Consider the following 20,767-nt stretch of genomic DNA (forward strand, 5'->3'; position numbering starts at 1 on the left):
CGTCCGCATATCATGCTGTCCAGACGGCAGCAAAAACCGGCCGATCAGAGCGATGGCCGGTTGATGCCGCATCCAAACTCAAGCCGCTCTTAAGAGCTGACCACTCCTACATGTCGGCCGCTTCGTCGCCTTCGCTCTCCGGTCCACCGTTTTCCAGGAACTTGTCGGCGATCAAGCCGGCATTCTGCCGCAAGGCCATCTCGATCTCGCGCAGAAGGTCGGGATTGTCACGCAGGAAAAGTTTCGCGTTCTCCCGGCCCTGGCCGAGGCGCTGGCTGTTGTAGGAGAACCAGGCGCCGGATTTCTCGACGATGCCGGCCTTGACGCCGAGGTCGATCAGTTCACCGGTCTTGGAAACGCCCTCGCCATACATGATGTCGAATTCGACCTGCTTGAAGGGCGGCGCCATCTTGTTCTTGACGACCTTGACGCGCGTCTGGTTGCCGACGACTTCCTCGCGCTCCTTGACCGAGCCGATGCGGCGGATGTCGAGGCGAACCGAGGCGTAGAATTTCAGCGCGTTGCCGCCCGTCGTCGTTTCCGGCGAACCGAACATCACGCCGATCTTCATGCGGATCTGGTTGATGAAGATCACCATGCAATTGGACTTGGAGATCGATGCCGTCAGCTTGCGCAGCGCCTGGCTCATCAGGCGGGCCTGCATGCCCGGCAGGCTGTCGCCCATCTCGCCTTCGATTTCGGCGCGCGGCACGAGCGCTGCAACCGAGTCGACGACGAGCACGTCGATTGCACCGGAGCGAACCAGCGTGTCGGTGATTTCGAGCGCCTGTTCACCGGTATCGGGCTGCGAGATCAGCAGGTTTTCGAGGTCGACGCCCAGTTTGCGCGCATAAACCGGATCGAGCGCATGTTCGGCGTCGACGAAACCGCAGATGCCGCCCTTTTTTTGCGCTTCGGCAATGGTTTGCAGCGCCAGCGTCGTCTTGCCCGAGCTTTCCGGACCATAGATTTCAATGATGCGCCCTTTCGGCAGACCGCCGATGCCGAGCGCGATATCGAGGCCGAGCGAGCCGGTCGAAACAGTTTCGATCTCGATTACGCTGTCCTTCGAGCCGAGCTTCATGATCGATCCCTTGCCGAACGAACGTTCGATCTGGGAGAGAGCCGCTTCAAGTGCCTTGCTTTTGTCCACCGATTTGTCCTCTACGAGCCGCAAAGAGTTTTGTGCCATTGGGTCCACCTTTAGGTTATTGGAGCTATCGAGGCAATGAAGCCGCCGCAGGAGATTTTGTACATGTTTTGTTCTGTTTTGGCAATGGCACTTCAAGCATTTGAATTATAATGGATATCTTCGGAGTGTTCGATTCCTGTTCACGGGATATTGTACACCATTTCCACATGTTGCGCGGCAGTTCAGTCCGGCTGCTCGCCATCGTGCCGATTCGCCGATAGAGGTGTTCAGATGACGAAGCGGCAGATCACCGTTCTGGGCGGCGCCCATCTCGACCGGCGCGGCCGCATCGGTGGCATGACGGTGCCTGGAGCGAGCAACCCGGGAACGTGGTTCGAGGAAGCCGGCGGCGGAGGCTTCAACGCGGCGAGAAACCTCGCGCGTCTTGGCCATCGGGTGCGGATGATCAGCCCGCGCGGTGGTGATCGCGCCGGCGAGATGGTTGCAGCCGCGGCGACGGCTGCGGGCGTCATCGATTGCCCGTTCACTTTTCTGGATCGGAACACACCCAGCTATACGGCGATCCTCGAAAACGATGGCAACCTGGTGATCGCGCTTGCCGACATGGATCTCTACGCGTTGTTCTCGCCGCGCCGCCTGCAGCAGCGCGCCACGCGCGAGCGCCTCGCAGCGAGCGATCTCGTGCTGATGGACGCCAACCTGCCGCCAGAGACACTGACGGCGCTCGTCGACGCAACCGCAGGATCGAACCGCATCCTCGCGGGCATCGCCGTTTCCCCGGCCAAGGTCGTCCGCTACCGCCAAAGCCTGGCCGGGCTCGATTTCCTCTTCATGAACGAGGCAGAGGCCCGTGCGCTGACCGGCGCCGAGGCTGCTGCCGTCGAAGAATGGCCGTCGCTGCTGCGTTCTCAGGGGCTTTCCGGCGGCGTGGTCACCCGCGGCGGCAAGGCTGCGGTAGCCTTCGACCGCAACAGCAACTGCCTCGCAGTGCCGCCCGCCCTGCCCGCGCTTGCCGACGTGACGGGTGCCGGAGACGCGCTCGCATCGGGCTTTCTCGCGGCCCGGCTTGGCGGCACCGGTCTCGCCGGGTGCCTGCGGCACGGCATCGCCGCGGCAGTCATAACGCTTCACTCACCATTCGCCGTCGCCGTGGAGATGTCGGCGGGCAATCTTGCCCGGGTGCTGGCTCTTGTGCCGGAGCCACAAATGCTGTCATGAAAACTCCAGGCGGCCTGCAGAAAAGTGCACGGCAGTTTTCCGGCTCGCACCGCTCCCAATCATCAGAAGCGAATGACCATGATAAAACCCACCTCGCCCTTCTTGCCGATCGAATACTCCGATGAAGTCGCGGCCGCCAAGGCACGCGGCGCGCCGCTCGTGGCGCTGGAATCGACGATCATCACGCACGGCATGCCCTATCCGGGCAATCTCGACATGGCGCGCAGCGTCGAGGCGATCATCCGCGACCAGGGGGCAGTTCCGGCCACAATCGCGGTCATCCACGGCGTCCTGCATATCGGCCTTGATGACAAGAAGCTGGAGGCGCTTGCGAAGACCCAGGGAGCCATGAAGTTGTCGCGCGCCGATCTTGCCTTTGCCCTTGCCGAGCGCCGCACCGGCGCCACGACGGTCGCAGCAACGATGATTGCGGCTGCCCGCGCCGGCATCAGCGTTTTCGCGACCGGCGGCATCGGCGGCGTCCACCGCGGCGCCGAATTGAGCTTCGACATATCCGCCGATCTGGACGAACTCGCCCGAACCGCCGTGATCGTCGTTTGCGCCGGCGCCAAAGCCATTCTCGACATTCCGAAGACACTGGAAGTGCTTGAAACCAGGGGCGTCCCGGTCGTCACCTATGACAGCGAAACCTTCCCCGCCTTCTGGTCGCGCGATTCCGGCATCAAGAGCCCGCTGATGCTGAACAGTCCCGCGGCAATCGCCAATTTCCAGCGGATGCGCGAATTGCTCGGCGTCGAGGGCGGCATGCTGCTCGCCAATCCGGTTCCGGAGGAAAGCGAAATCCCGCGTGAGGAGATGGAAATCTATATCGCAAGGGCGCTGGACAATGCGGCGAACGACGAGGTCTCGGGCAAGGCGGTGACGCCCTATCTGCTCGACAACCTCTACCACATGACCGAGGGTCGAAGCCTCGAGACCAACATCGCGCTCGTCGAGAACAACGCCCGCCTTGCTGCCGAAATCGCCGTCGCCTTGGCACAGGTGAAATAGATCAGGCGTGCGCCCGGCGCAGAAAGCGCCGGGCCATCCGGGGTTACGGCCAGACCTCAGGAATCCAGCATTTCGCGGACGGCGACCGCCAATTGCTTCAACGAGAACGGTTTCGGCAGGAAGCCGAACTTGGCATCGGCCGGCAGGTTGCGGGCAAAGGCGTCCTCCGCATAGCCCGACACGAAGATGAACTTCAGGTTCGGGTATTTCTTCCTGAGTTCGCGCAACAGCGTCGGCCCGTCCATTTCCGGCATCACCACGTCCGAAACGACGATATCGACCGCGCCGTCGAGCTCTTCCATGATATCGAGCGCTTCGATGCCCGACCCCGCCTCATGAACCGTATAGCCGCGCGTCTCGAGCATCCGCTTGCCGCCGCGGCGGACCGCTTCCTCATCCTCGACGAGCAAGACCACCGCAGAATCGCCGGTGAGATCCGCAGGCTCGCTCTGTGCCGCAGCTGCTGCGCCCGGTTCGCTTGCCGGCGCCGGAGTGGCAACGGCAGTCGCCTCACGCGAAGCGGGCTCCTCACGCGTCTCTGCGGTTTCCACATAACGTGGCAGCAGGATACGGAAAGTCGTGCCTTTGCCGACCTCCGAGTCCGGATAGATATAGCCACCCGACTGCTTGACGATGCCATAGACCATCGACAGCCCGAGGCCCGTACCCTTGCCGACCTCCTTCGTGGTGAAGAACGGTTCGAAGATCTTGTCCATGATCTCCGCCGGGATACCCGTGCCCTGGTCGGACACCTCCACCATGACGAAGTCGTCCTCCGGCAATTCCCGACGTCCGAGCGGCGCGACGTCTCCCGCCGGCAGGTTTCGTGTCCTGAGCGTGATCGTTCCGCCGTCGGGCATGGCGTCGCGGGCATTGACGGCAAGGTTGAGCAACACCTGTTCGAACTGGCCGAGATCGGTCCTCACCGGCCAGAGGTCGCGGCCATAGTCCACCTCCACCTTGACATTGGTGCCGGTCATCCGATCGACGAGCATCCGGAGGTCGCCGATGACATCGGTGAGATTGAGAACGGTCGGGCGCATGGTCTGCTTGCGCGAAAAGGCGAGCAATTGCCGCACCAGGACGGCGGCGCGGTTGGCGTTCCGCTTGATTTCCATCAGGTCGGCAAATGTCGCGTCCGCCGGCCGCGCCGAAAGCAGTAGATGGTCGGCAGAAAGCAATATGGCCGTCAGGACGTTGTTGAAGTCATGCGCGATGCCGCCGGCGAGCGTCCCGACCGCATTCATCTTCTGCGTCTGCGCCATCTGGTTCTCGAGCGCCTTCTGCTCGGTGATCTCAAGCGCATAGACGATCGCCGCCTCTTCCGGTGCCTGGTCGCTCTGGTCGATGACGGCATTCACGTAGAAACGGAAGTGGCGTCCTTCATCGGCCGGATGCAGCGAATCGATCGGCGCTATGTCGCCTTGCCGGTCCTTGGCAGCGGCGAGCGCCTCTTCGAGTTGGCCCCGCTCGGCGGCGTGCATGACCGCGTCGATCATGAGGCCGCGCTCGACGTCGTCCTGCGAAACGAGGCCGGCGAAGAGCTTCAGGAACGGGGCGTTGGTTCTGAGTATTCGGCCGTCGCCGTCCACCGAGGCTATGGCCATCGGCGTGTTGTTGAAGAAGCGCGTGAAGCGCATCGCCGCATTCGAGGCCGACTGATCACCGTCGTCGCCCTCGCGAGACATGACGATGGTCCTGCTTTCCCCGGGCGCACCGTCGCGGGTCGAGGAAACGCGATGGATCAGTCTTGCCGGCAGGCTCTGACCGTTCCCCTTGCGCAGGTCGAGATCCAGAACCTTGGTCTTCTTCAGACCGGGCTCGGCCTGCACGGATTGAATGAGCGCAAGTCCCTCGCCGGCGACGAGATCGGCAATGCTGATCGTCCCCGGCTGGAACTTGGTGAGATCGATCCCCAGCCAATCGGCAAGCGTGGCGTTGATGTAGAAGATTTCGCCCTTGCGTCCGGCGGAGAAAAAGCCCGCCGGCGCATGGTCGAGATAGTCGATGGCGTTCTGCAGTTCCTTGAAGAAACGCTCCTGGTCGTCGCGCTCGGCGGTGATATCGGCGATCTGCCACAGATAGAGCGGGTTGCTGTTGGCATCCTCCAGCGGCAGCACCCGCGCCTTCAGTCGAAACCAATGCGCTCCCGAGCCGGTCATCGCGCCATTTGCCAGCGGCTTCAGGAGGCGGAATTCCTCGTGCCCCTGCTTGCCCTCGTGCAGGCCGTTGGTCAGCCGGTAGATCGCCTCCGTCGCCTCTCTGTTGCGCGACAGGATGGTTTCCAGCGATTGGACGCCGGCGGCCCCTTTCGCGCCGGTCAGGGCGCCATAGGCCGCGTTCGCATAAACGATGCGCCCCTTGCGATCGGTGACCACGGTGCCGTCCTCATGGGCATCGAGAAAGGCGCGCGCCAGTTCATCCGGCCGCGACTGCGGCATGACCTCGATGAAACCGATCACCGACGAGACCAGGAAGAATATCCCGACCATCGCCAGCACGCCGAGGATGCCGAGGACGATTTCGTTCTCCAGCTGGTTCTTGAAGACGACGAAGGCCGCGGCAGACGCGGTCAATACGATCGCCAGCACGATGATCCTGAACACGGTACCCGGCCGCACACCTCGGTCAACCACCGGCATCTGGTAATCACCTGACTGCCGCAATTTCGTCATCGGGTCCTCACCTGCTGGCGGGGTCGTCCGCCGCTATACCGGCACCCCGCTGACTTGCCGCGCCGCGCATCCTGCAGGCGCACAAGGGCCGCCGTAATCCTTTGAATTGCCGCATAATTTATCCCCAAAACCGGCCCGGTTTAAGGTCCTATGCAGTTGCCGGCACCCGACAAGGCGTTGCGAGACTCGAATATGCCGCATCCGCTTCGTCGAACTGGAATCATCTTTAACAATCAGAGATAACAGCAGAAAGCGTCTCAGAGGAAGCGCAGCGGTCAATTCACAGGGAATGTCGGACGCAAGCTTGTCCCGGCCCGAAAAAAGCCGTCAAATGTTGCAATTCGACCGGGAAAAGGAGTTCAGCCCATGATGGAAACGTTGGTCGGGGACAACGGTAGCCGATTCATCATCGCCGCCGGAGCTGTCGCCATCGGCCTCCTGTGCCTCGTGGCGGTGCTCTGGATCATGCGAAACAGACCCTCGTCTCCCTTCGTACGCGGCGGCAAGAACCGACAGCCGCGTCTTGCTGTGCTCGATGCCGCCGCCGTCGACACGCGCCGGCGCCTCGTCCTCGTCCGCCGCGACGACGTCGAGCATCTGATCATGATCGGCGGCCCCACGGATATCGTCATCGAAAGCCGTATCGTGCCCGATGACGCGGCGGGACCAAGCCCCGTCCGCGCGACGACGGAGCAACAACCGCCGAAGGCCACGGTTTCGCCGGAACATTCCGCTGCAGGATCTCAGCCGATCCCGAGCCCCGCACGTGTAGAAACTGCAAAAATCGAACCCATACGGCCGGTGGCAACGGAGGAGTTGCCGCGCGCGGTACCCCGGGCACCAGAGCCAGCACCGAAGTCCGAGGCGACGCCGCCCCAGCGTCCTATTGCAGTCGAACCGCCGCCGCGGCCGCAACCCGTCGCCACCACCCCCCTGGCCGCACCGGCCATTTCTCCGGTACTCATCTCGGAGCCTCCCCAGGCAACCCTCAGTGGCCTTCGCGACCGCGTTCTTCCTGTAAACCAACCGCCACGCGACGAACGCTTTCCACAACCGGTGGCAGTGACGGCGGAACCGCCCCGATCCGTTCAGAGTCCACCCGCGCCGGCCCGGCCGGCCGAACCGGTCGCCGTAGACAAGTCGGCGGAATTCGAACGATTCCTCGATGCCGAAATCAGCGGCGATCTCCAGCGGCTTTCTCCGACGGTGGCTCCGAGACACGAAGTCCGCCCGGCGGCAGCCGCAAGCGCCCGTCAGGAACCGGTACTCGGCCCGGCATCAGACGACGCGCGCAAGGAAGAGACGATCGAGGAAGAGATGAGCCGCATGCTCGCCGACATTTCCGCTGGTCGCAAGCCCTGACCTGCGGAGCACGAATGCCTGCTGCTTTCAGGATTGTGTCCCAATAAGGCAAAGAAAAACGGCGCGGACAAGCCGCGCCGTTTTTGTAAGTCTGGAGACCGAAACTATTCGTCGCGATAGACCTTCTCGCGACGTTCGTGACGCTCCTGGGCTTCGATCGACAGTGTCGCGATCGGCCGGGCGTCCAGGCGCTTCAAGCCGATCGGCTCACCGGTTTCCTCGCAATAGCCGTAGGTACCTTCATCGAGGCGCTGCAAGGCGGCATCGATCTTGGCGATGAGCTTCCTCTGACGATCCCGGGCGCGCAATTCGATCGCCCGGTCTGTTTCTGAGGAGGCTCGGTCTGCGAGATCTGGATGATTTGCGCTCTCCTCAGCGAGGTGATCCAGCGTCTCGCGGGCTTCGCGAAGGATATCGTTTTTCCAGGCATTCAGCTTTGCACGAAAATATGCCCGGTGATTGGCATTCATGAAATCCTCGTCCTCGGAGAGGACATAGGTACTAAGATCGATCTTCTCACTCAACGCGATTCTCCTGAAGAACATCTCATTGCGGCGGTGTATAGACCTATGAAGGGTCCGATTCAAGCCTCGCGGACGACACCTACGCTTATTTTAACAATGCTTGCATTCCAGGCTAACTGGCGAATATTTCATCAAAAATACACACGAAACGCTCCCTATAATATTCGCGGTGCCGCGCGACAACAAGCATCCGCCCCTCACCGTCCCCACATTCCGAATTGCGACATCCGGTATTCGACATGCCCCATCGCAATGGCATCGGGACTGTCGGATGAAAACAGTGGAGAACGGCTTGATCTTTATGCCCGCAGGGAGACAAGTTACCGGCGCGGCGGTATCCGGCGAACGACAGAGCTTCCCGGTGTCCCGGCGGCATCAGATTCGGATGGATATATGCAAGACAGTGCTCCGGCCTTCCGCCTCATCCTCCTGCGTCACGCCCGGTCCGGCTGGGCCCTGCCTGGACAAAGGGATTTCGACCGTACGCTTGACGAGACCGGCTATGCCGAGGCGGAACTGATTGCGCAAAGTGCTGCGGATCACGGGATATCCCCGGATCTCATCCTGTGCTCGACCGCAATGCGCTGCCGCCAGACCGCCGAACCGTTCCGCCGCACGCTCGGCGAAGATATCGACGTCCGCTACGTCGACCAGCTCTATGCCGGGCCTGCAGGGGTCTACACCGATCTGGTCGAGGCGCATGCCGATCAGGCGTCTCTGATGCTGATCGGGCACAATCCAATGATAGAGGATGTTTTCCGTCACTTCCTCGGCGAGCAGCAATCCGCCACGGCATTGGCGAACGGCTATCCGCCCGCCGGATTGGCGGTCATCGATTTTTCTGCCCCTTCCGCAGTCGGCCGCATCTCGGCCGCGACGCTTTCGACATTGCTGCTCCCGGAGCCAGGCGAAGTCGCTAAGCGATGAACCTCGCCGCCTGAATCGCGAAACGCTCGATGGCATCCATCATTGCGTAGACGGAAACAGTTCCTATATCGCGAGACAGGTGGATGCCCGTAACCCCCTACAGCGCCGCGCGCCTCATCAGGTAAGGTCGCTGTAGCACTTTGAATTGCTGCATGCCTTCGTCCTTAAATCGAGGTCGATTCAAGGAGACATGCAGGAGGGTACCGGCAGTAACGCCGGATCGATGCAACAATCCGCAAGGGGCGGTGACATTTGGCGTCCTTACTGACGAGCTTCAAAGACGGCGCACTGATCGCCATCGACAACCTCGCCGATCGTGCGGCCGGGCTCGTCAGCCCCTCCCTCCGGCTCGGCGTGACCGGGCTGTCGCGCGCAGGCAAGACCGTTTTCATCTCTTCCCTCGTGCACAACCTGCTGAACGGCGGACGCCTGCCGCTTTTCGAGCCGACCCGCTCCGGGCGAGTATCGAAGGTGAGGCTTGAGCCCCAGCCGGACGACGCTGTCCCGCGCTTCCAATACGAGGATCATATCGCCGCTCTCGTGCGCGACCGCGTCTGGCCGGATTCGACGAGGGCGATCTCGCAACTGCGCATCACCCTCGACTACGAAAGCGCAAGCGGGTGGAACCGGATGTTCTCCGCCGGGCGCCTGTCGATCGATATCGTCGACTATCCGGGTGAGTGGTTGCTGGATCTGCCGCTGCTCGCCATGGATTTCCGGCAATTCAGCGAGACGACGGTCAAGCGGGCGCGGATCGGAGCACGGGCGGCGCTGTCTCGCGACTGGCTGGCCCTTGCCTCCGCGAGCGGAGGAGAGATGGCGGCCGACGAGGGCACCGCCCGGCGCCTGGCGGAAAGCTTCACCACCTATCTCAGAGCCTGCAAGGAGGACGACCATTCGCTCTCCACCCTGCCGCCGGGCCGTTTCCTGATGCCGGGCGATCTCGAGGGGTCGCCCGCCCTCACCTTCTCTCCGCTCCCGAACCTGCCCGAGGGCCGGGCGCCGAAGGGATCGCTCTGGGCGATGATGGAACGGCGATACGAAGCCTACAAGACGCATGTGGTGAGCCCATTCTTCCGCGAGCACTTCGCCAGACTCGATCGCCAGATCGTGCTCGTCGACGCGCTGCAAGCCATCAACCGCGGACCGGAGGCATTGCGCGACCTGGAGCAGGCGCTGGCCGACGTGCTTGCCTGCTTTCGGCCGGGCACCAATTCCTGGCTCTCCTCCTTTCTCACCCGCCGGATAGATCGAGTGCTGATCGCCGCCACGAAGGCCGATCACCTTCACCATGAGAGCCATGATCGGCTTGAGCGGATCGCCACGCGGCTCGTCGGCCGTGCCGCAGATCGTATCGGCATGAGCGGTGCCGGCCTCGAAGTCATGGCGCTCGCCTCGGTGCGGGCGACGCGCGAGGCAACGGTCAACCATGACGGACATCCACTGCCGGTCATTGTCGGCACGCCGATCGCCGGGGAGCGGATCAATGGAGACGTCTTCGACGGAGAGAGAAAAACAGCGATATTTCCCGGCGACTTACCGGAAGATCCTGAAGTTCTTTTCGAGGGTATCGCCGGCGGTGGCATCCCGGCCCAAACCGAACATTCGATGCCGGAGTTGAATTTCGTGCGCTTCCGTCCCCCGCATCTCGAGGAGACGCGCGGCGGATTGAAGCTCTCCGTCCCCCACATCCGGCTCGACCGAGCCATGCAGTTCCTGCTTGGAGACCGACTTGCATGACCGATGATCCCAAGCATCGCCCCCGCAAGCCCGCCGTCTTCCCGATGGAACCCGAAACGCCTTCGGCACAGCGCGCGCAAACGCCACGGCGCCCGCCGGCAAGTTTCAGCGACAAGGTCCTATTGACGCCCGACGCAGAGGACCCGTTCATGGCGACGACTGCCGCCGTCGAGGCGCTCGATCCCCCCGAGGCGCGGCCCCGCCGACATCGCCTCTCTTTCGGCAAGGTTGCCGCAGCGGCTTTCGCCATTGTCCTGTCACTCGCCACGGGGCTGTGGATCGACCACCTTGTGCGCGATCTCTTCTCCCGCGCCGATTGGCTCGGCTATGCGGCGATCGGCGTGGTGGCGATCGGCACCCTCGCCTTTCTGGTCGTCGTCGGCCGTGAACTCGCCGGTATGATGCAACTGACGGCCATCCAGAAACTGAAATCGGAGGTCGCCGAAGCTGCCACGCTCGGCAACAGCAAGGCCGCACGCGCCACGACTGCGCGACTGGTTCACCTGCTTGCCGCCAATCCCCGCACCGCCAAGGGCCGGGCGCGGCTTGCTGAAACCGAGGGCGAGATCATCGACGCCCCGCATCTCCTCGAACTGACGGAGCGCGAGCTCCTGGCCCCGCTCGACCGCGATGCCCGCCGAATCATCCTGGCCGCGTCGAAGCGCGTCTCGATCGTCACTGCCGTCAGCCCTCGTGCGCTCGTCGATCTCGGCTACGTCCTCTACGAATCGGCGCGAATGATTCGAGCAATGGCCGAGCTCTACGGCGGACCGCCCGGCACGCTCGGCCTCATGCGGCTGATGCGCGATGTGATCGCCCATCTGGCGGTCACGGGTTCCATCGCGGTCGGCGACAGCCTGATTCAGCAGGTCCTCGGCCACGGTCTGGCGTCCAAACTCTCCGCCCGCCTCGGCGAGGGCGTGATCAACGGCCTCATGACCGCGCGTATCGGCATTGCCGCCATGGACTTGTGCCGGCCCATGCCGTTCCGCGCTTTGAAGCGTCCGGGTATAGGCGATTTCCTGGCTGATCTGACGCCCGGCGCTTCGAAATCCGGCGGCTCCAACGGCGTGTGACCAGTGCTTTCGGAGTGGCGCGGAAACCCTCCATTAACCATTTTAGCGCAAATGTGGTTGCCAGATTTCGACGTTGACCCATCAAGGATCGATCATGTTCCCGCGCCCTTCTTTGATTGTTCGCGGCGTTGCCGCCATCGCGCTTGCAGCCACTGCCGGTATCGCGACGCCTGCATCGTCCGGTGCTCGCGATAAAGCCTTCTTCGAGAAGGTCGCCGGCCAATGGAAAGGTCCCGGTGAAATCGTCGCCGGCAAATACAAGGGCACCAAATTCACCTGCGACCTGACGGGCGAGCCGGCCTTGGGCAAGGATGCCGGGATAAAGCTCGACGGCTTCTGCCGCGTCGGCGTGTTCAAGCAGCCGATGTCGGCGATGATCACCCAGAAGGGCGGCAGCTATACCGGAAAATTCCTCGATGGCGCCGACGGCAAGGGCTTGGACGTCGTTTCCGGCAATGTCGCCAATGACAAGGTCGTCGTTGGAATCAACCGCAAGAAATTGAACGGTGCGATGATTGCCCGCCTGCAGAACGCTGAGACCATGAATATCACGATCTCCGTCAAGGTCGAGGAGACGATGGTGCCGGTCATCGGCGTCAGCCTCAACAGGCAGATGGACAACATCGCCGTCGGCTCGATCAAGTAGCTGCATCGATCCGCTCCTACAGCGCCGCGCGTCCAATCGGACGCGCTAACGTCGCCGCTGTAGGCTTTGAAATGCTGCATGATTGGCAGGCCGGCAGCTACAACAGGTTGAGGAAGCCTGCGACCCTGGCAAGACACAGCCGGCGCGCGGGTCCTTCAGTAGCGTAGAAGTCATGACCGGCGTCGGGGACCGTATAGCTTCGCACAGCCGAGCCCGTTGCCCAGCAATCCGGGGGTCGGTTCGGATCGTTCTCGCCAAAAACGACCAAAGCCGGCTTCGGCATCGTCGAGGCCTTGACCTCGCGCAGTCTTGTCGAGGATATGCAAATCAGCCGATCGACGGTCAAGCCGTGAAGCACGCTGTGCCATAGGACGGTGCCGCCGGCGCTATAGCCCAAGGCAACATCGGCAAATTCCGCAAGGCCAACCAGACGTTCGGCTGCCCGGATAAATCCATCCTTTTCAACAAGCTTGCGATGTAAGCGTTCGCCCGTATGGTTGACGCCAAGCAGATCGCAGAGGCTCACGGTGCGGGCGACCGATTGCTGCACACCAGGCAGACAGCGCGACAGGCAATGGGCTGACGGCCGACCGTGGATGTCGGTGACGATCAGCAAACGCATCGCAGCCGTCCGGATATGGATTGGGAGGCCATCATTCGCGGATCCGCCACCAGTCGGCCGTCTCGTCGGCGACCTCGATTCCGGCCACATCCGCATCGGCCAGCCACGCGCCGACCGTCCTGCCAGCTACTTCGAGGTCGGCCGCAAAATCGGCAAGCGGCATCAGCACGAACCCGCGTTCGGTCATGCGTGGATGCGGCAATTGCAGCTTGTCGTTGGCCAGGATCACTCCGTCGAAGGTCAGGAGATCGATGTCGATCGTACGCGGCCCCCAGCGCTCCTTGCGGACGCGCTTCAATGTCCTCTCGATCTCGAGGCAGGTTTCAAGCAACGCTTCCGGATCGCGCGTGGTTTCGACCGCCGCGCAGGCATTGAAGAACCAGTTCTGGTCCGTCTTGCCCCAGGGCGGTGTCCGGTAAAGCCGCGAAACCGCCGCGACCCGGCAGTCCGGCCGTGCGTCAAGGGCCCGCAGGGCGTCCGCCATGGCGCGGCGCGGATCGCCGATATTGCCACCCAGCCCCAGAGTGGCGCGCCGCCACGTCTTACCCGACGACATGCTCGACCGTGACTTCCACGTAGTCCAGAACGCCTGGGACCGGAGCGTTGGGCTTGCGGATGGACACCTTGGCCCGGCGTATCTGCCGGAAGCGTGCGCACAAGGTCTTGGCGACCTCGAGGGCAAGAGCCTCGATCAGGTAGCGTCTGCGTCCGGTGACGATCCTTTCGATCTCCGCGAAAGCGATGCCGTAATGCACGGTGTCGTCGATGCAGTCTTCGGCAAGTGCCGTGCCCTGCTCCACCTCGAGCTCGGCGTCCACGAAGAAACGCTGGCCGAGGAATTCTTCCTCGTCGAGCACGCCATGGCGGGCAAAGAAGGCGCAATTCTTCAGGGTAATCGTATAGGTCGCAGTCATGGCTTCATGTCCCGTCGGCTGTTCTTTGCGATGAGCATAGCATCCGCGATCGCCAGTGCATCCCTGTTGATTGCGACATCGTGCACCCGAAAGACCGCAGCACCGGCCGCTCGGAGAAGCCCCGTCGTCACCGCGGTAGCGGCGTCGCGGTCTTTCGCCTCGCGGCCGGTAACGGCGCCGAGGAAACGCTTGCGCGACGTACCGACCAGGTACGGTTGGCCGAACCGGTGCAATTCCGCGAAACGCGCCATGAGTTCGAGGTTTTCGTCCGCGTCCTTGGCGAAACCATAACCAGGGTCCAGGACGATTCGGTCGCGCGTGACGCCTGCCTCGCCGGCAATCTGCAACGACCGGCTCAGGAAATGGAACTGATCCTCGACGACGTCATCGAGCTTCTGACGGTCGCGCCCCGTATGCATGATGCAAAGTCCGGCACCCGTCTCGGCAGCGACCTCAGCGATCGCCGGTTCGCGCTGCAGGCCGTGCACGTCGTTGACGATATGGGCACCAGCTTCCACCGCCAGACGCGCCGTTTCGGCGCGGTAGGTGTCGACCGAGATAATGGCATCCGTCTCGCGGACCAGTCTCTCGATGACCGGCAGAATGCGCGCCTGCTCCTCCGCGGCGTCGACTGGATCCGCGTCGGGGCGGGTCGACTCCCCGCCGATGTCCAGGATCGCCGCCCCGTCAGCGAGGGCGCGCGTCGCGGCCGCGACTGCCGCCGTGGCATCGGCAAAGCGGCCGCCATCGGAAAAGGAATCCGGTGTGACATTGATGATCGCCATCAGGACACCGCGCGGCCCCAGTTCCAACGCGCGCCCATGCGCCAACTGCCAACGAAATTTTTGAAATGGATCGTAAGTCATCTTCGGCGGTCCGCGGCTTTGAGCGACGCCATCCTCGTCGGCGTTGTGGAAAGTGGGCGCCTTTGAAAGCAAAGGGTTAGCACGACTCTTTCACGCAGCTTGCGATTTGTCGACGTCGGAATGGGCCGATTTCTGTTGCGCTCGCCCCGGCTATGCCCCAAGCTTGCGCCAACTTCAATCCAAGAGTGCCGACCGATGTTCCGAGTTCGTAATCCGCTGAGAGCCGCCCTGATTGCATTTCTTGTCGGCCTGCCGCTCAGCAATGCCTCGGGCGAGACTTTGATCAGCAAGAGCGTCACCTATTTCTCGATCGGCGGACGCACGGCGGCGGAACTTGACCGGGCCCTTGCCGCCAGCGGTCCGCTGATGAAGAACACCGGCACGCGCCACCCCGGCGCCACGCGAATCAAGTTCGGCGGCACGATAACCTATGTCAGCCGGCGCGGGCGCTGCGCCGTCGGAACGGCACGCGTGACGCTCAGCACGCGCATCATCTTGCCGCGCTGGAAGTACCGCCCGCAGGCAAGCCGCGACCTCGCTCTCGTCTGGGACACGCTGGCCGCCGACATCAAACGTCACGAAGAGCGCCATGCCGAGATCGCACGCAACCACGCCCGTCACATGGAACGGGCCTTTCTTGGCTTGAAGCCGGAAGCGGATTGCGAGCTTATGCAGGCTCGGGTGGCCGAGTTGAGCGCCGCGGAAGTCGCAAGCCACGACAAGGACCAGGCCCGCTTTGACCGAACGGAAGCGGCGAACTTCGACCGCCGCATGATACGCCTGCTGCAATATCGCCTGGACTCGCTGAAGAAGGCAGAGCGTTAGGCGGGGCGATTACCAGCTCCGTGCTGCCCATGTCCCTTGGGAACCATCGCCCCAAAGAACAATGTGATTTCACCCCCAATCCCCTGGCAAGGGAAGGCGAAAAACCCACAGTATTTTATTGGCGGATTCTAACGATAGCCGCTGATAAACGACTCAGCTATATTAACATCATGAAACGAGTGGCGGGGTTAAAGTTCAACCGCTCGACGGACTGGCCATTTATTTTCGGATCGACAGTAAAAACGTCGCATTTCCATCGTTGACTTAGTGCTTGATAGGGTTCGCTTCATCGCTTGCGGGTGCTTCAAAGCCCCGGGTGATAAGCAAAACAGGTTCTCCTGGCGTGTCTTGGTGCAGCAGGTGCTCCCTCCCTCATCTGTATGCGATACGCCCTCCTTGCCTCGCTCGTCGCCACGACCAGCGAGGCATTTTTTTTGCGATATCTTCGATAGCCCGGAGGAGGATCTGCTGTTAAAGCGGGTCGCGATTTTTAGGATTCAGGATTGAACGAAGCCGCTGACGCGGCATTTGGGGCATCTGATTTGCATGGTGTGCCCCTGTTTTGAAGGATTGGGCTGTTTGGCCCAACCTTTGAACAGGAGAGTATCATGAGTGAGATGAGCCCGCTGCGGCGACGGATGATCGAGGACATGACGATCCGCAATTTGTCGCCGGCGACGCAGCGATCGTATTTGCATGCAGTGACGAAGTTTTCGCGCTATTTCGGTCGGTCGCCGGACCGGTTGGGGCTGGAGGATGTGCGTGCCTTTCAGGTGCATCTGGTGTCGTCGGGGCTATCATGGCCGGCCTTGAACCAGACGGTTTGCGCCCTTCGCTTCTTCTTCGGCGTCACGCTTGGACATGCGGAGATACCGGAGCGCATTGCCTATGCCCGAACGCCCGCCAAGTTGCCGACGATATTGAACGGCGATGAGATCGTGCGGTTTTTGGAAGCGGTCCCGAGCCTGAAGACACGAACGGCGCTGACGACGGCTTATGCGGCTGGTTTGCGCGCCACCGAGACGGTCAGTCTCAAGGTCAGCAACATCGACGGCGAGCGCGGCGTCATCCGCATCGAGCATGGCAAAGGCGGCAAGGACCGCAACGTGATGCTGTCGGCGCAGTTGCTTCATATCCTTCGGGTCTATTGGAAGCTGGTGCGACCGCAGGTCTGGTTGTTTCCGGGACGTGACGAGAGCAAACCCATCGATGTCCAGGTTCTGCATTCTGCCTGCCGTTCGGCACGTGCCGCAGCCGGCATCGACAAGCGGATATCGGTGCACACGTTGCGCCACAGCTTTGCCACCCATCTCTTGGAGAGCGGCACCGACATTCGTATCATCCAGGTCCTGCTCGGCCACAACAATCTGTCGACCACGGCGCGTTACACGAAAGTGTCCAACACACTCATCCGCGCCACGACCAGTCCGCTCGACCGGCTGACGCTGGAGGTGGTGCCGACAGGCTGAGGACATTCCGCCATGGCGGCGGGATTGGAGGTGGCGGACATTTTTCGCCGCCACGGGGAAGGATATCGTCAATCGCATGACACGCATCTCGGGCGGGTTGAGCGCCGGGTGATGAGCGCGGTCGAGATGTGTCGGACCGCGCGGCTGGGCGGCCATGTCCAGCAATGCCGGAATTGTGAGGCGCTCCGCATCGCCTACAATTCCTGCCGTAACCGGCATTGCCCAAAGTGTCAGGGACAGGCCAGCCGCGATTGGCTTGCCGCCCGGCAGGCCGACCTGCTGCCGGTCAGCTATTTCCACGTCGTCTTCACCGTGCCGCAAGCGATCGCCGCGATTGCCTTCCAGAACAAGCAGGTGGTCTATGCTGTCCTGTTTCGCGCCGTCGCCGAGACACTCCGCAGACTTGCCGCTGACCCCAGACATCTGGGTGCTGAACTCGGCTTTATCGCCGTGCTGCATTCCTGGGGGCAGAACCTCCATTATCACCCACACATCCACTGCATCGTGCCGGGCGGCGGATTGTCGTTCGATCAAACCCGCTGGGTGGCTTGTCGGAGGAACTTCTTCCTGCCCGTGCGGGTGCTGTCGCGCCTGTTCCGGCGACTGTTTCTCGAATACCTGAAGCAGGCTCATGACGAAGGCCAGCTTCAGTTCTTCGGCAGCATCGCGAGCCTGGCCGATCCAGCTGCATTCACGCGCATGATCAGAGAAGCGCGGCGCGTCAATTGGATCGTCTATGCCAAGCCGCCCTTTGCCGGACCCCAACAGGTGCTGGCCTATCTCGGCCGCTACACCCATCGCATCGCCATCTCCAATTCCCGCCTCGTCAGCATGGATGGTGGTCAGGTCACATTCCGCTGGAAGGATTATCGCAGGGGTGGCAGGCAGAAGCGGATGACGCTCGATGCCCACGAGTTCATTCGTCGCTTCCTGCTGCATACGGTTCCGGACGGCTTCCATCGCATCCGTCACTTTGGCTTGCTTGCCAACGGACAGCGGCAGCAGAAGCTGGAGGCATGCCGCAATCTCCTCAATGTCCCGCAGCCGGAAGAGCCGGTCGAAGACCTGGATACGGTCGAGGCCCCGCCATTTGCACACCGCTGTCCCTGTTGCGGCGGAAGGATGAACATCCTCGGCACCTGGAAGCCGCGTCAACCAGCCTGTCGACCAGCATGGAACGATAGCTCATGACCCTATCAGACCTGGCATCACTCCAACAATCAACGTCGGCAGATCGAAGGGCCGCGAGCGAATGGCTTTGGCCAAGCATGCCGGCGCAACACAAAACGCAGCATCGCCGAAGCCTCGTTCGGCACAGATCAACCAAAAACACCGCCAGACACATCTCAATTGGCGACAAGAACCTTCTTCTCAGCCGCTCTTCCAGCCCCGCCTGGGCTCGCCCCAGCCAAACGCCATCCACCGCTTCGGTTAAATCCCCATAGTGCCAAACAACCCGCGCCTTCGCTCAATCCGGCTTCAATGAGGTCCGATCAGCGAATGCTGCATCCAAAGCGGCCGGACCTCACAGAACCCTCCAGATTCCCGAATCGGGGTTGGCTGTGATTCCCTCGCTTTGACGGGAGGGACACCATGGGCAAATCACATCCGCTTGCTTTGCGTAGTCGTGTCATTGCGTTTGTCGAGGACGGTCACAGCCATCGGGCCGCGGCCCGGCACTTCCGGGTGTCGCCGCGTTTCGTGAACAATCTGGTGAAGCTCAAACGCGCGACCGGATCGCTGGCGCCACGGCGGCAAGGCCATCTGGGTGGCGGCAAGCTGAACGCGCATGGCGAGTGGGTCCGCGAGCGCCTGGCGCAGAATGGCGACCTGACGCTGGACGAACTGTGCCTGGAACTCGCCGGGCGCGGCGTCATCGTGCACCGCTCCAATGTTGGCCGTCTTCTCCACCGCCTCGACCTCAGCCATAAAAAAAAGCCTGCAGGCAAGTGAGCAGCAGCGCCCAGAGATCGCGCGGGCGCGTGAGCTCTGGACCCGGCGACGCCGGCGCTTCTTCAACAAGGCATTGGCGCGACTGGTCTTTATCGACGAGACCTCGACCAATACCAAGCTGACCAAGCGCTCAGGCTGGGCACCAAAAGGGCAACGCTATCGCGCCCACGCCCCCTTCGGTTCGTGGAAGACGCAGACCTTCATCGCCGGCCTGCGATCACATGGCGTGGTCGCGCCCTTTATCGTCAACGCGCCGATGAACCGGCGCATCTTCGAGACCTGGATCGAAACGCAACTCGCCCCGACGCTGTCGCCCGGAGACGTCGTCATTCTCGACAATGTCGGCTTCCACAAGAGCGAGCGGGCCGAACAAATGGTCAAGGCGAAAGGCGCATGGCTGCTCTTCCTGCCACCCTATTCGCCCGACCTCAACCCGATCGAAATGGCCTTCTCCAAGCTCAAGGCGCTGCTGCGCAAGCGGGCCGCCCGCAGTTTCGACGCCATCGCCGATGCACTCGGCGATATCTGCAATCTCTTCTCCGTCACAGAATGCCGGAACTACTTCAATGCGGCCGGATATGAGGCCGATTGAACGCGACACGCTTTAGGTCTGACACGTCAGGCCTGGCGCTCGGGCACATGCACGACCAAGCCATCGAGGGCCTCGCCGATCTTGATCTGACAGGAGAGCCGCGAGGTCGGCCGCACGTCATAGGCAAAATCCAGCATGTCTTCTTCCATTGCTTCCGGAGCACCGACGGCCGCCGCCCAGGCGTCGTCGACATAGACATGACAGGTGGCGCAGGCACAGGCTCCGCCGCATTCGGCTTCGATGCCGGGCACGGAATTGCGAACCGCATTTTCCATGACCGTGGAGCCATTCTCGACATCGAGGTCGTGGCGCGTGCCGTCAAAGGCTACGATCGTAAGTTTTGTCATTTCTCTTTCCGGAATGAATGGAGGAAATCCGTCCGCGAGCGCCTGCCGCGGGCGGTTGGCGCCGCCGGCCCGAATTCTGAGCAGTTTCTTCCAACAAATTGGCTGGTCAGTCAACACGAGCCCGCGCCGGGCCGCGGGACGTCTCCCCAAAATCATGATAATCGCGCTTTGAGCCCCGTTCGGGCGGCTCCGGGGATCAGCGGCACAGCTTGAGGATAAAAAGCTCGCATTCGAGCACGGCCGCCCCGAGGGCCGCCCGCAGCGTCCAGTCGGTCGGCCGCTGCTCCATATCGGCGGCAGCCTCGGCAACACGAGCAGCTCCAACCGCCAGAGCTGCCCCCTTCAACCGATGGGCCGACTGGCCGCATGCATCGGCTTCCGCGTCATGGATTTCGGCCATTGTTTGGCGCGCCTGGCGGGCAAAGAGCTGAAGCACCTCGATTTCGAGGCTTTTGTCCCCCATCGTTTGCTCGGAAAGCTGGGCAAAATCGATAGGCTGCCTCCCGGCAGGAGATGAATTTGCCGGACCATCCGGCGTTTCGAAGGCTATTTTGAGCGCCGACATGAGCCGATTTCCTTAATTGACGATACATCTTGTCCTGATCGACAATGCATCGCGCAACCGCACCGTTTTCAGACATCCATCATCCGTCCGCCGCGCTGCCATCGGCTTAAGAGCCATCGTGACGGCACGTGAAATCTGAGGACATGGTTAACGATTGCTAAACAGGCTGATTTCCTTGGTTTTTCGGCGCGCGGCATCGCTGCGCCATTAACAATTCATTAGGATTCTAACGAATGCGGATTGCACTTAATTGTAAGAACCGGGCTAATGTGTCACTACGAT

The 20,767-nt window shown here is 62.0% G+C and carries 21 protein-coding genes; 12 read left to right on the forward strand and 9 right to left on the reverse strand.

Features of this window, described 5'->3' with window-relative positions; genetic code table 11:
* Positions 1-106: 106 nt before the first annotated feature.
* The gene (gene recA, locus NGR_RS19480; RefSeq protein ID WP_012708181.1) at positions 107-1,192 is read right to left on the reverse strand and encodes a recombinase RecA; all 1,086 of its coding nucleotides are present in this window, start codon (positions 1,190-1,192) and stop codon (positions 107-109) included.
* A gap of 231 nt (positions 1,193-1,423) precedes the next feature.
* Between recA and NGR_RS19485 the strand changes: the two genes are divergently transcribed.
* Together NGR_RS19485 and NGR_RS19490 are read left to right on the forward strand one after the other, a co-directional pair.
* Positions 1,424-2,371: a carbohydrate kinase family protein gene (locus tag NGR_RS19485; protein WP_012708182.1), complete on the forward strand. Its 948-nt coding sequence runs from the start codon at positions 1,424-1,426 to the stop codon at positions 2,369-2,371.
* A 78-nt stretch (positions 2,372-2,449) separates the two neighbouring features.
* The gene (locus tag NGR_RS19490; protein WP_012708183.1) at positions 2,450-3,382 is read left to right on the forward strand and encodes a pseudouridine-5'-phosphate glycosidase; all 933 of its coding nucleotides are present in this window, start codon (positions 2,450-2,452) and stop codon (positions 3,380-3,382) included.
* Positions 3,383-3,438: 56 nt separating this feature from the next.
* Here the strand turns inward: NGR_RS19490 and cckA are convergent, their stop codons facing one another.
* Positions 3,439-6,057 carry a cell cycle histidine kinase CckA gene (gene cckA, locus NGR_RS19495; RefSeq protein WP_164924340.1) on the reverse strand — a complete coding sequence of 873 codons (2,619 nt, stop codon included), beginning with the start codon at positions 6,055-6,057 and terminating at the stop codon, positions 3,439-3,441.
* Positions 6,058-6,423: 366 nt separating this feature from the next.
* Between cckA and NGR_RS19500 the strand changes: the two genes are divergently transcribed.
* Positions 6,424-7,419 carry a flagellar biosynthetic protein FliO gene (locus tag NGR_RS19500; protein WP_012708185.1) on the forward strand — a complete coding sequence of 332 codons (996 nt, stop codon included), beginning with the start codon at positions 6,424-6,426 and terminating at the stop codon, positions 7,417-7,419.
* A 104-nt stretch (positions 7,420-7,523) separates the two neighbouring features.
* Here the strand turns inward: NGR_RS19500 and dksA are convergent, their stop codons facing one another.
* Positions 7,524-7,943, reverse strand: a complete 420-nt coding sequence (gene dksA, locus NGR_RS19505) for an RNA polymerase-binding protein DksA (RefSeq protein ID WP_012708186.1) — start codon at positions 7,941-7,943, stop codon at positions 7,524-7,526.
* 393 nt (positions 7,944-8,336) lie between these two features.
* Here dksA and NGR_RS19510 point away from each other — a divergent pair, with 393 nt between their 5' ends.
* The 4 genes from NGR_RS19510 to NGR_RS19525 all read left to right on the forward strand — a co-directional run bounded on the left by NGR_RS19510 (position 8,337) and on the right by NGR_RS19525 (position 12,332).
* Positions 8,337-8,870: a SixA phosphatase family protein gene (locus NGR_RS19510; protein WP_164924341.1), complete on the forward strand. Its 534-nt coding sequence runs from the start codon at positions 8,337-8,339 to the stop codon at positions 8,868-8,870.
* A gap of 252 nt (positions 8,871-9,122) precedes the next feature.
* Positions 9,123-10,610, forward strand: a complete 1,488-nt coding sequence (locus tag NGR_RS19515; protein ID WP_012708188.1) for a YcjX family protein — start codon at positions 9,123-9,125, stop codon at positions 10,608-10,610.
* The gene (locus NGR_RS19520; protein WP_164924342.1) at positions 10,607-11,686 is read left to right on the forward strand and encodes a YcjF family protein; all 1,080 of its coding nucleotides are present in this window, start codon (positions 10,607-10,609) and stop codon (positions 11,684-11,686) included. Before NGR_RS19515 ends, NGR_RS19520 begins: the two co-directional genes overlap by 4 nt.
* Before the next feature lie 94 nt (positions 11,687-11,780).
* Entirely contained in the window at positions 11,781-12,332 is a 552-nt protein-coding gene (locus NGR_RS19525; RefSeq protein WP_012708190.1) for a hypothetical protein, read from the forward strand.
* Positions 12,333-12,429: 97 nt separating this feature from the next.
* Here NGR_RS19525 and NGR_RS19530 read toward each other — a convergent pair whose 3' ends face one another.
* Genes NGR_RS19530 through folP form a run of 4 tightly spaced genes read right to left on the reverse strand, consistent with a single transcriptional unit; the run spans position 12,430 to position 14,734 of the window.
* A complete protein-coding gene (locus NGR_RS19530; RefSeq protein ID WP_012708191.1) occupies positions 12,430-12,954 on the reverse strand; it encodes a hypothetical protein in 525 nt (174 codons plus the stop codon).
* 31 nt (positions 12,955-12,985) lie between these two features.
* Positions 12,986-13,510: a 2-amino-4-hydroxy-6-hydroxymethyldihydropteridine diphosphokinase gene (gene folK / locus NGR_RS19535; protein WP_012708192.1), complete on the reverse strand. Its 525-nt coding sequence runs from the start codon at positions 13,508-13,510 to the stop codon at positions 12,986-12,988.
* Positions 13,497-13,868 (reverse strand): dihydroneopterin aldolase, encoded by a 372-nt coding sequence (folB, locus tag NGR_RS19540; RefSeq protein WP_012708193.1) that lies wholly within the window; start codon positions 13,866-13,868, stop codon positions 13,497-13,499. The genes folK and folB overlap by 14 nt, the downstream gene beginning before the upstream one ends.
* Positions 13,865-14,734: a dihydropteroate synthase gene (folP, locus tag NGR_RS19545; protein WP_012708194.1), complete on the reverse strand. Its 870-nt coding sequence runs from the start codon at positions 14,732-14,734 to the stop codon at positions 13,865-13,867. Before folP ends, folB begins: the two co-directional genes overlap by 4 nt.
* A 195-nt stretch (positions 14,735-14,929) precedes the next feature.
* On the opposite strand from folP, the gene NGR_RS19550 reads away from it, so the two are divergent.
* From NGR_RS19550 to NGR_RS19565, 5 genes are all read left to right on the forward strand, one after another.
* Positions 14,930-15,559: a DUF922 domain-containing Zn-dependent protease gene (locus tag NGR_RS19550; RefSeq protein WP_012708195.1), complete on the forward strand. Its 630-nt coding sequence runs from the start codon at positions 14,930-14,932 to the stop codon at positions 15,557-15,559.
* A gap of 608 nt (positions 15,560-16,167) precedes the next feature.
* Positions 16,168-17,028 carry a tyrosine-type recombinase/integrase gene (locus tag NGR_RS19555; RefSeq protein ID WP_012708196.1) on the forward strand — a complete coding sequence of 287 codons (861 nt, stop codon included), beginning with the start codon at positions 16,168-16,170 and terminating at the stop codon, positions 17,026-17,028.
* Between the two features lie 12 nt (positions 17,029-17,040).
* A complete protein-coding gene (locus tag NGR_RS19560) occupies positions 17,041-18,219 on the forward strand; it encodes an IS91 family transposase (protein WP_015888209.1) in 1,179 nt (392 codons plus the stop codon).
* Between the two features lie 402 nt (positions 18,220-18,621).
* A complete protein-coding gene (locus tag NGR_RS33180; protein WP_015886710.1) occupies positions 18,622-18,981 on the forward strand; it encodes a helix-turn-helix domain-containing protein in 360 nt (119 codons plus the stop codon).
* Entirely contained in the window at positions 18,920-19,573 is a 654-nt protein-coding gene (locus NGR_RS19565) for an IS630 family transposase (RefSeq protein ID WP_012708199.1), read from the forward strand. Before NGR_RS33180 ends, NGR_RS19565 begins: the two co-directional genes overlap by 62 nt.
* 26 nt (positions 19,574-19,599) lie before the next feature.
* Here NGR_RS19565 and NGR_RS19570 read toward each other — a convergent pair whose 3' ends face one another.
* Both NGR_RS19570 and NGR_RS19575 read right to left on the reverse strand, forming a co-directional pair.
* Positions 19,600-19,920, reverse strand: a complete 321-nt coding sequence (locus NGR_RS19570) for a 2Fe-2S iron-sulfur cluster-binding protein (RefSeq protein WP_012708200.1) — start codon at positions 19,918-19,920, stop codon at positions 19,600-19,602.
* A gap of 196 nt (positions 19,921-20,116) precedes the next feature.
* On the reverse strand, positions 20,117-20,485 hold the full coding sequence (locus tag NGR_RS19575; protein ID WP_012708201.1) for an Hpt domain-containing protein: 369 nt from the start codon (positions 20,483-20,485) through the stop codon (positions 20,117-20,119).
* Between the last annotated feature and the right edge of the window lie 282 nt (positions 20,486-20,767).

Origin of the sequence: Sinorhizobium fredii NGR234, assembly GCF_000018545.1 — a bacterium.
In the GTDB taxonomy this organism is placed as follows: domain Bacteria; phylum Pseudomonadota; class Alphaproteobacteria; order Rhizobiales; family Rhizobiaceae; genus Sinorhizobium; species Sinorhizobium fredii_A.

Coding starts and splice junctions, on each gene's coding strand:
- recA (WP_012708181.1), bottom strand. CDS start 1,192: ATGGCACAAAACTCTTTGCGGCTCGTAGAGGACAAATCGGTGGACAAA.
- NGR_RS19485 (WP_012708182.1), top strand. CDS start 1,424: ATGACGAAGCGGCAGATCACCGTTCTGGGCGGCGCCCATCTCGACCGG.
- NGR_RS19490 (WP_012708183.1), top strand. CDS start 2,450: ATGATAAAACCCACCTCGCCCTTCTTGCCGATCGAATACTCCGATGAA.
- cckA (WP_164924340.1), bottom strand. CDS start 6,057: ATGACGAAATTGCGGCAGTCAGGTGATTACCAGATGCCGGTGGTTGAC.
- NGR_RS19500 (WP_012708185.1), top strand. CDS start 6,424: ATGATGGAAACGTTGGTCGGGGACAACGGTAGCCGATTCATCATCGCC.
- NGR_RS19510 (WP_164924341.1), top strand. CDS start 8,337: ATGCAAGACAGTGCTCCGGCCTTCCGCCTCATCCTCCTGCGTCACGCC.
- NGR_RS19520 (WP_164924342.1), top strand. CDS start 10,607: ATGACCGATGATCCCAAGCATCGCCCCCGCAAGCCCGCCGTCTTCCCG.
- NGR_RS19525 (WP_012708190.1), top strand. CDS start 11,781: ATGTTCCCGCGCCCTTCTTTGATTGTTCGCGGCGTTGCCGCCATCGCG.
- NGR_RS19530 (WP_012708191.1), bottom strand. CDS start 12,954: ATGCGTTTGCTGATCGTCACCGACATCCACGGTCGGCCGTCAGCCCAT.
- folK (WP_012708192.1), bottom strand. CDS start 13,510: ATGTCGTCGGGTAAGACGTGGCGGCGCGCCACTCTGGGGCTGGGTGGC.
- folB (WP_012708193.1), bottom strand. CDS start 13,868: ATGACTGCGACCTATACGATTACCCTGAAGAATTGCGCCTTCTTTGCC.
- folP (WP_012708194.1), bottom strand. CDS start 14,734: ATGACTTACGATCCATTTCAAAAATTTCGTTGGCAGTTGGCGCATGGG.
- NGR_RS19550 (WP_012708195.1), top strand. CDS start 14,930: ATGTTCCGAGTTCGTAATCCGCTGAGAGCCGCCCTGATTGCATTTCTT.
- NGR_RS19555 (WP_012708196.1), top strand. CDS start 16,168: ATGAGTGAGATGAGCCCGCTGCGGCGACGGATGATCGAGGACATGACG.
- NGR_RS19560 (WP_015888209.1), top strand. CDS start 17,041: ATGGCGGCGGGATTGGAGGTGGCGGACATTTTTCGCCGCCACGGGGAA.
- NGR_RS33180 (WP_015886710.1), top strand. CDS start 18,622: ATGGGCAAATCACATCCGCTTGCTTTGCGTAGTCGTGTCATTGCGTTT.
- NGR_RS19565 (WP_012708199.1), top strand. CDS start 18,920: ATGTTGGCCGTCTTCTCCACCGCCTCGACCTCAGCCATAAAAAAAAGC.
- NGR_RS19570 (WP_012708200.1), bottom strand. CDS start 19,920: ATGACAAAACTTACGATCGTAGCCTTTGACGGCACGCGCCACGACCTC.
- NGR_RS19575 (WP_012708201.1), bottom strand. CDS start 20,485: ATGTCGGCGCTCAAAATAGCCTTCGAAACGCCGGATGGTCCGGCAAAT.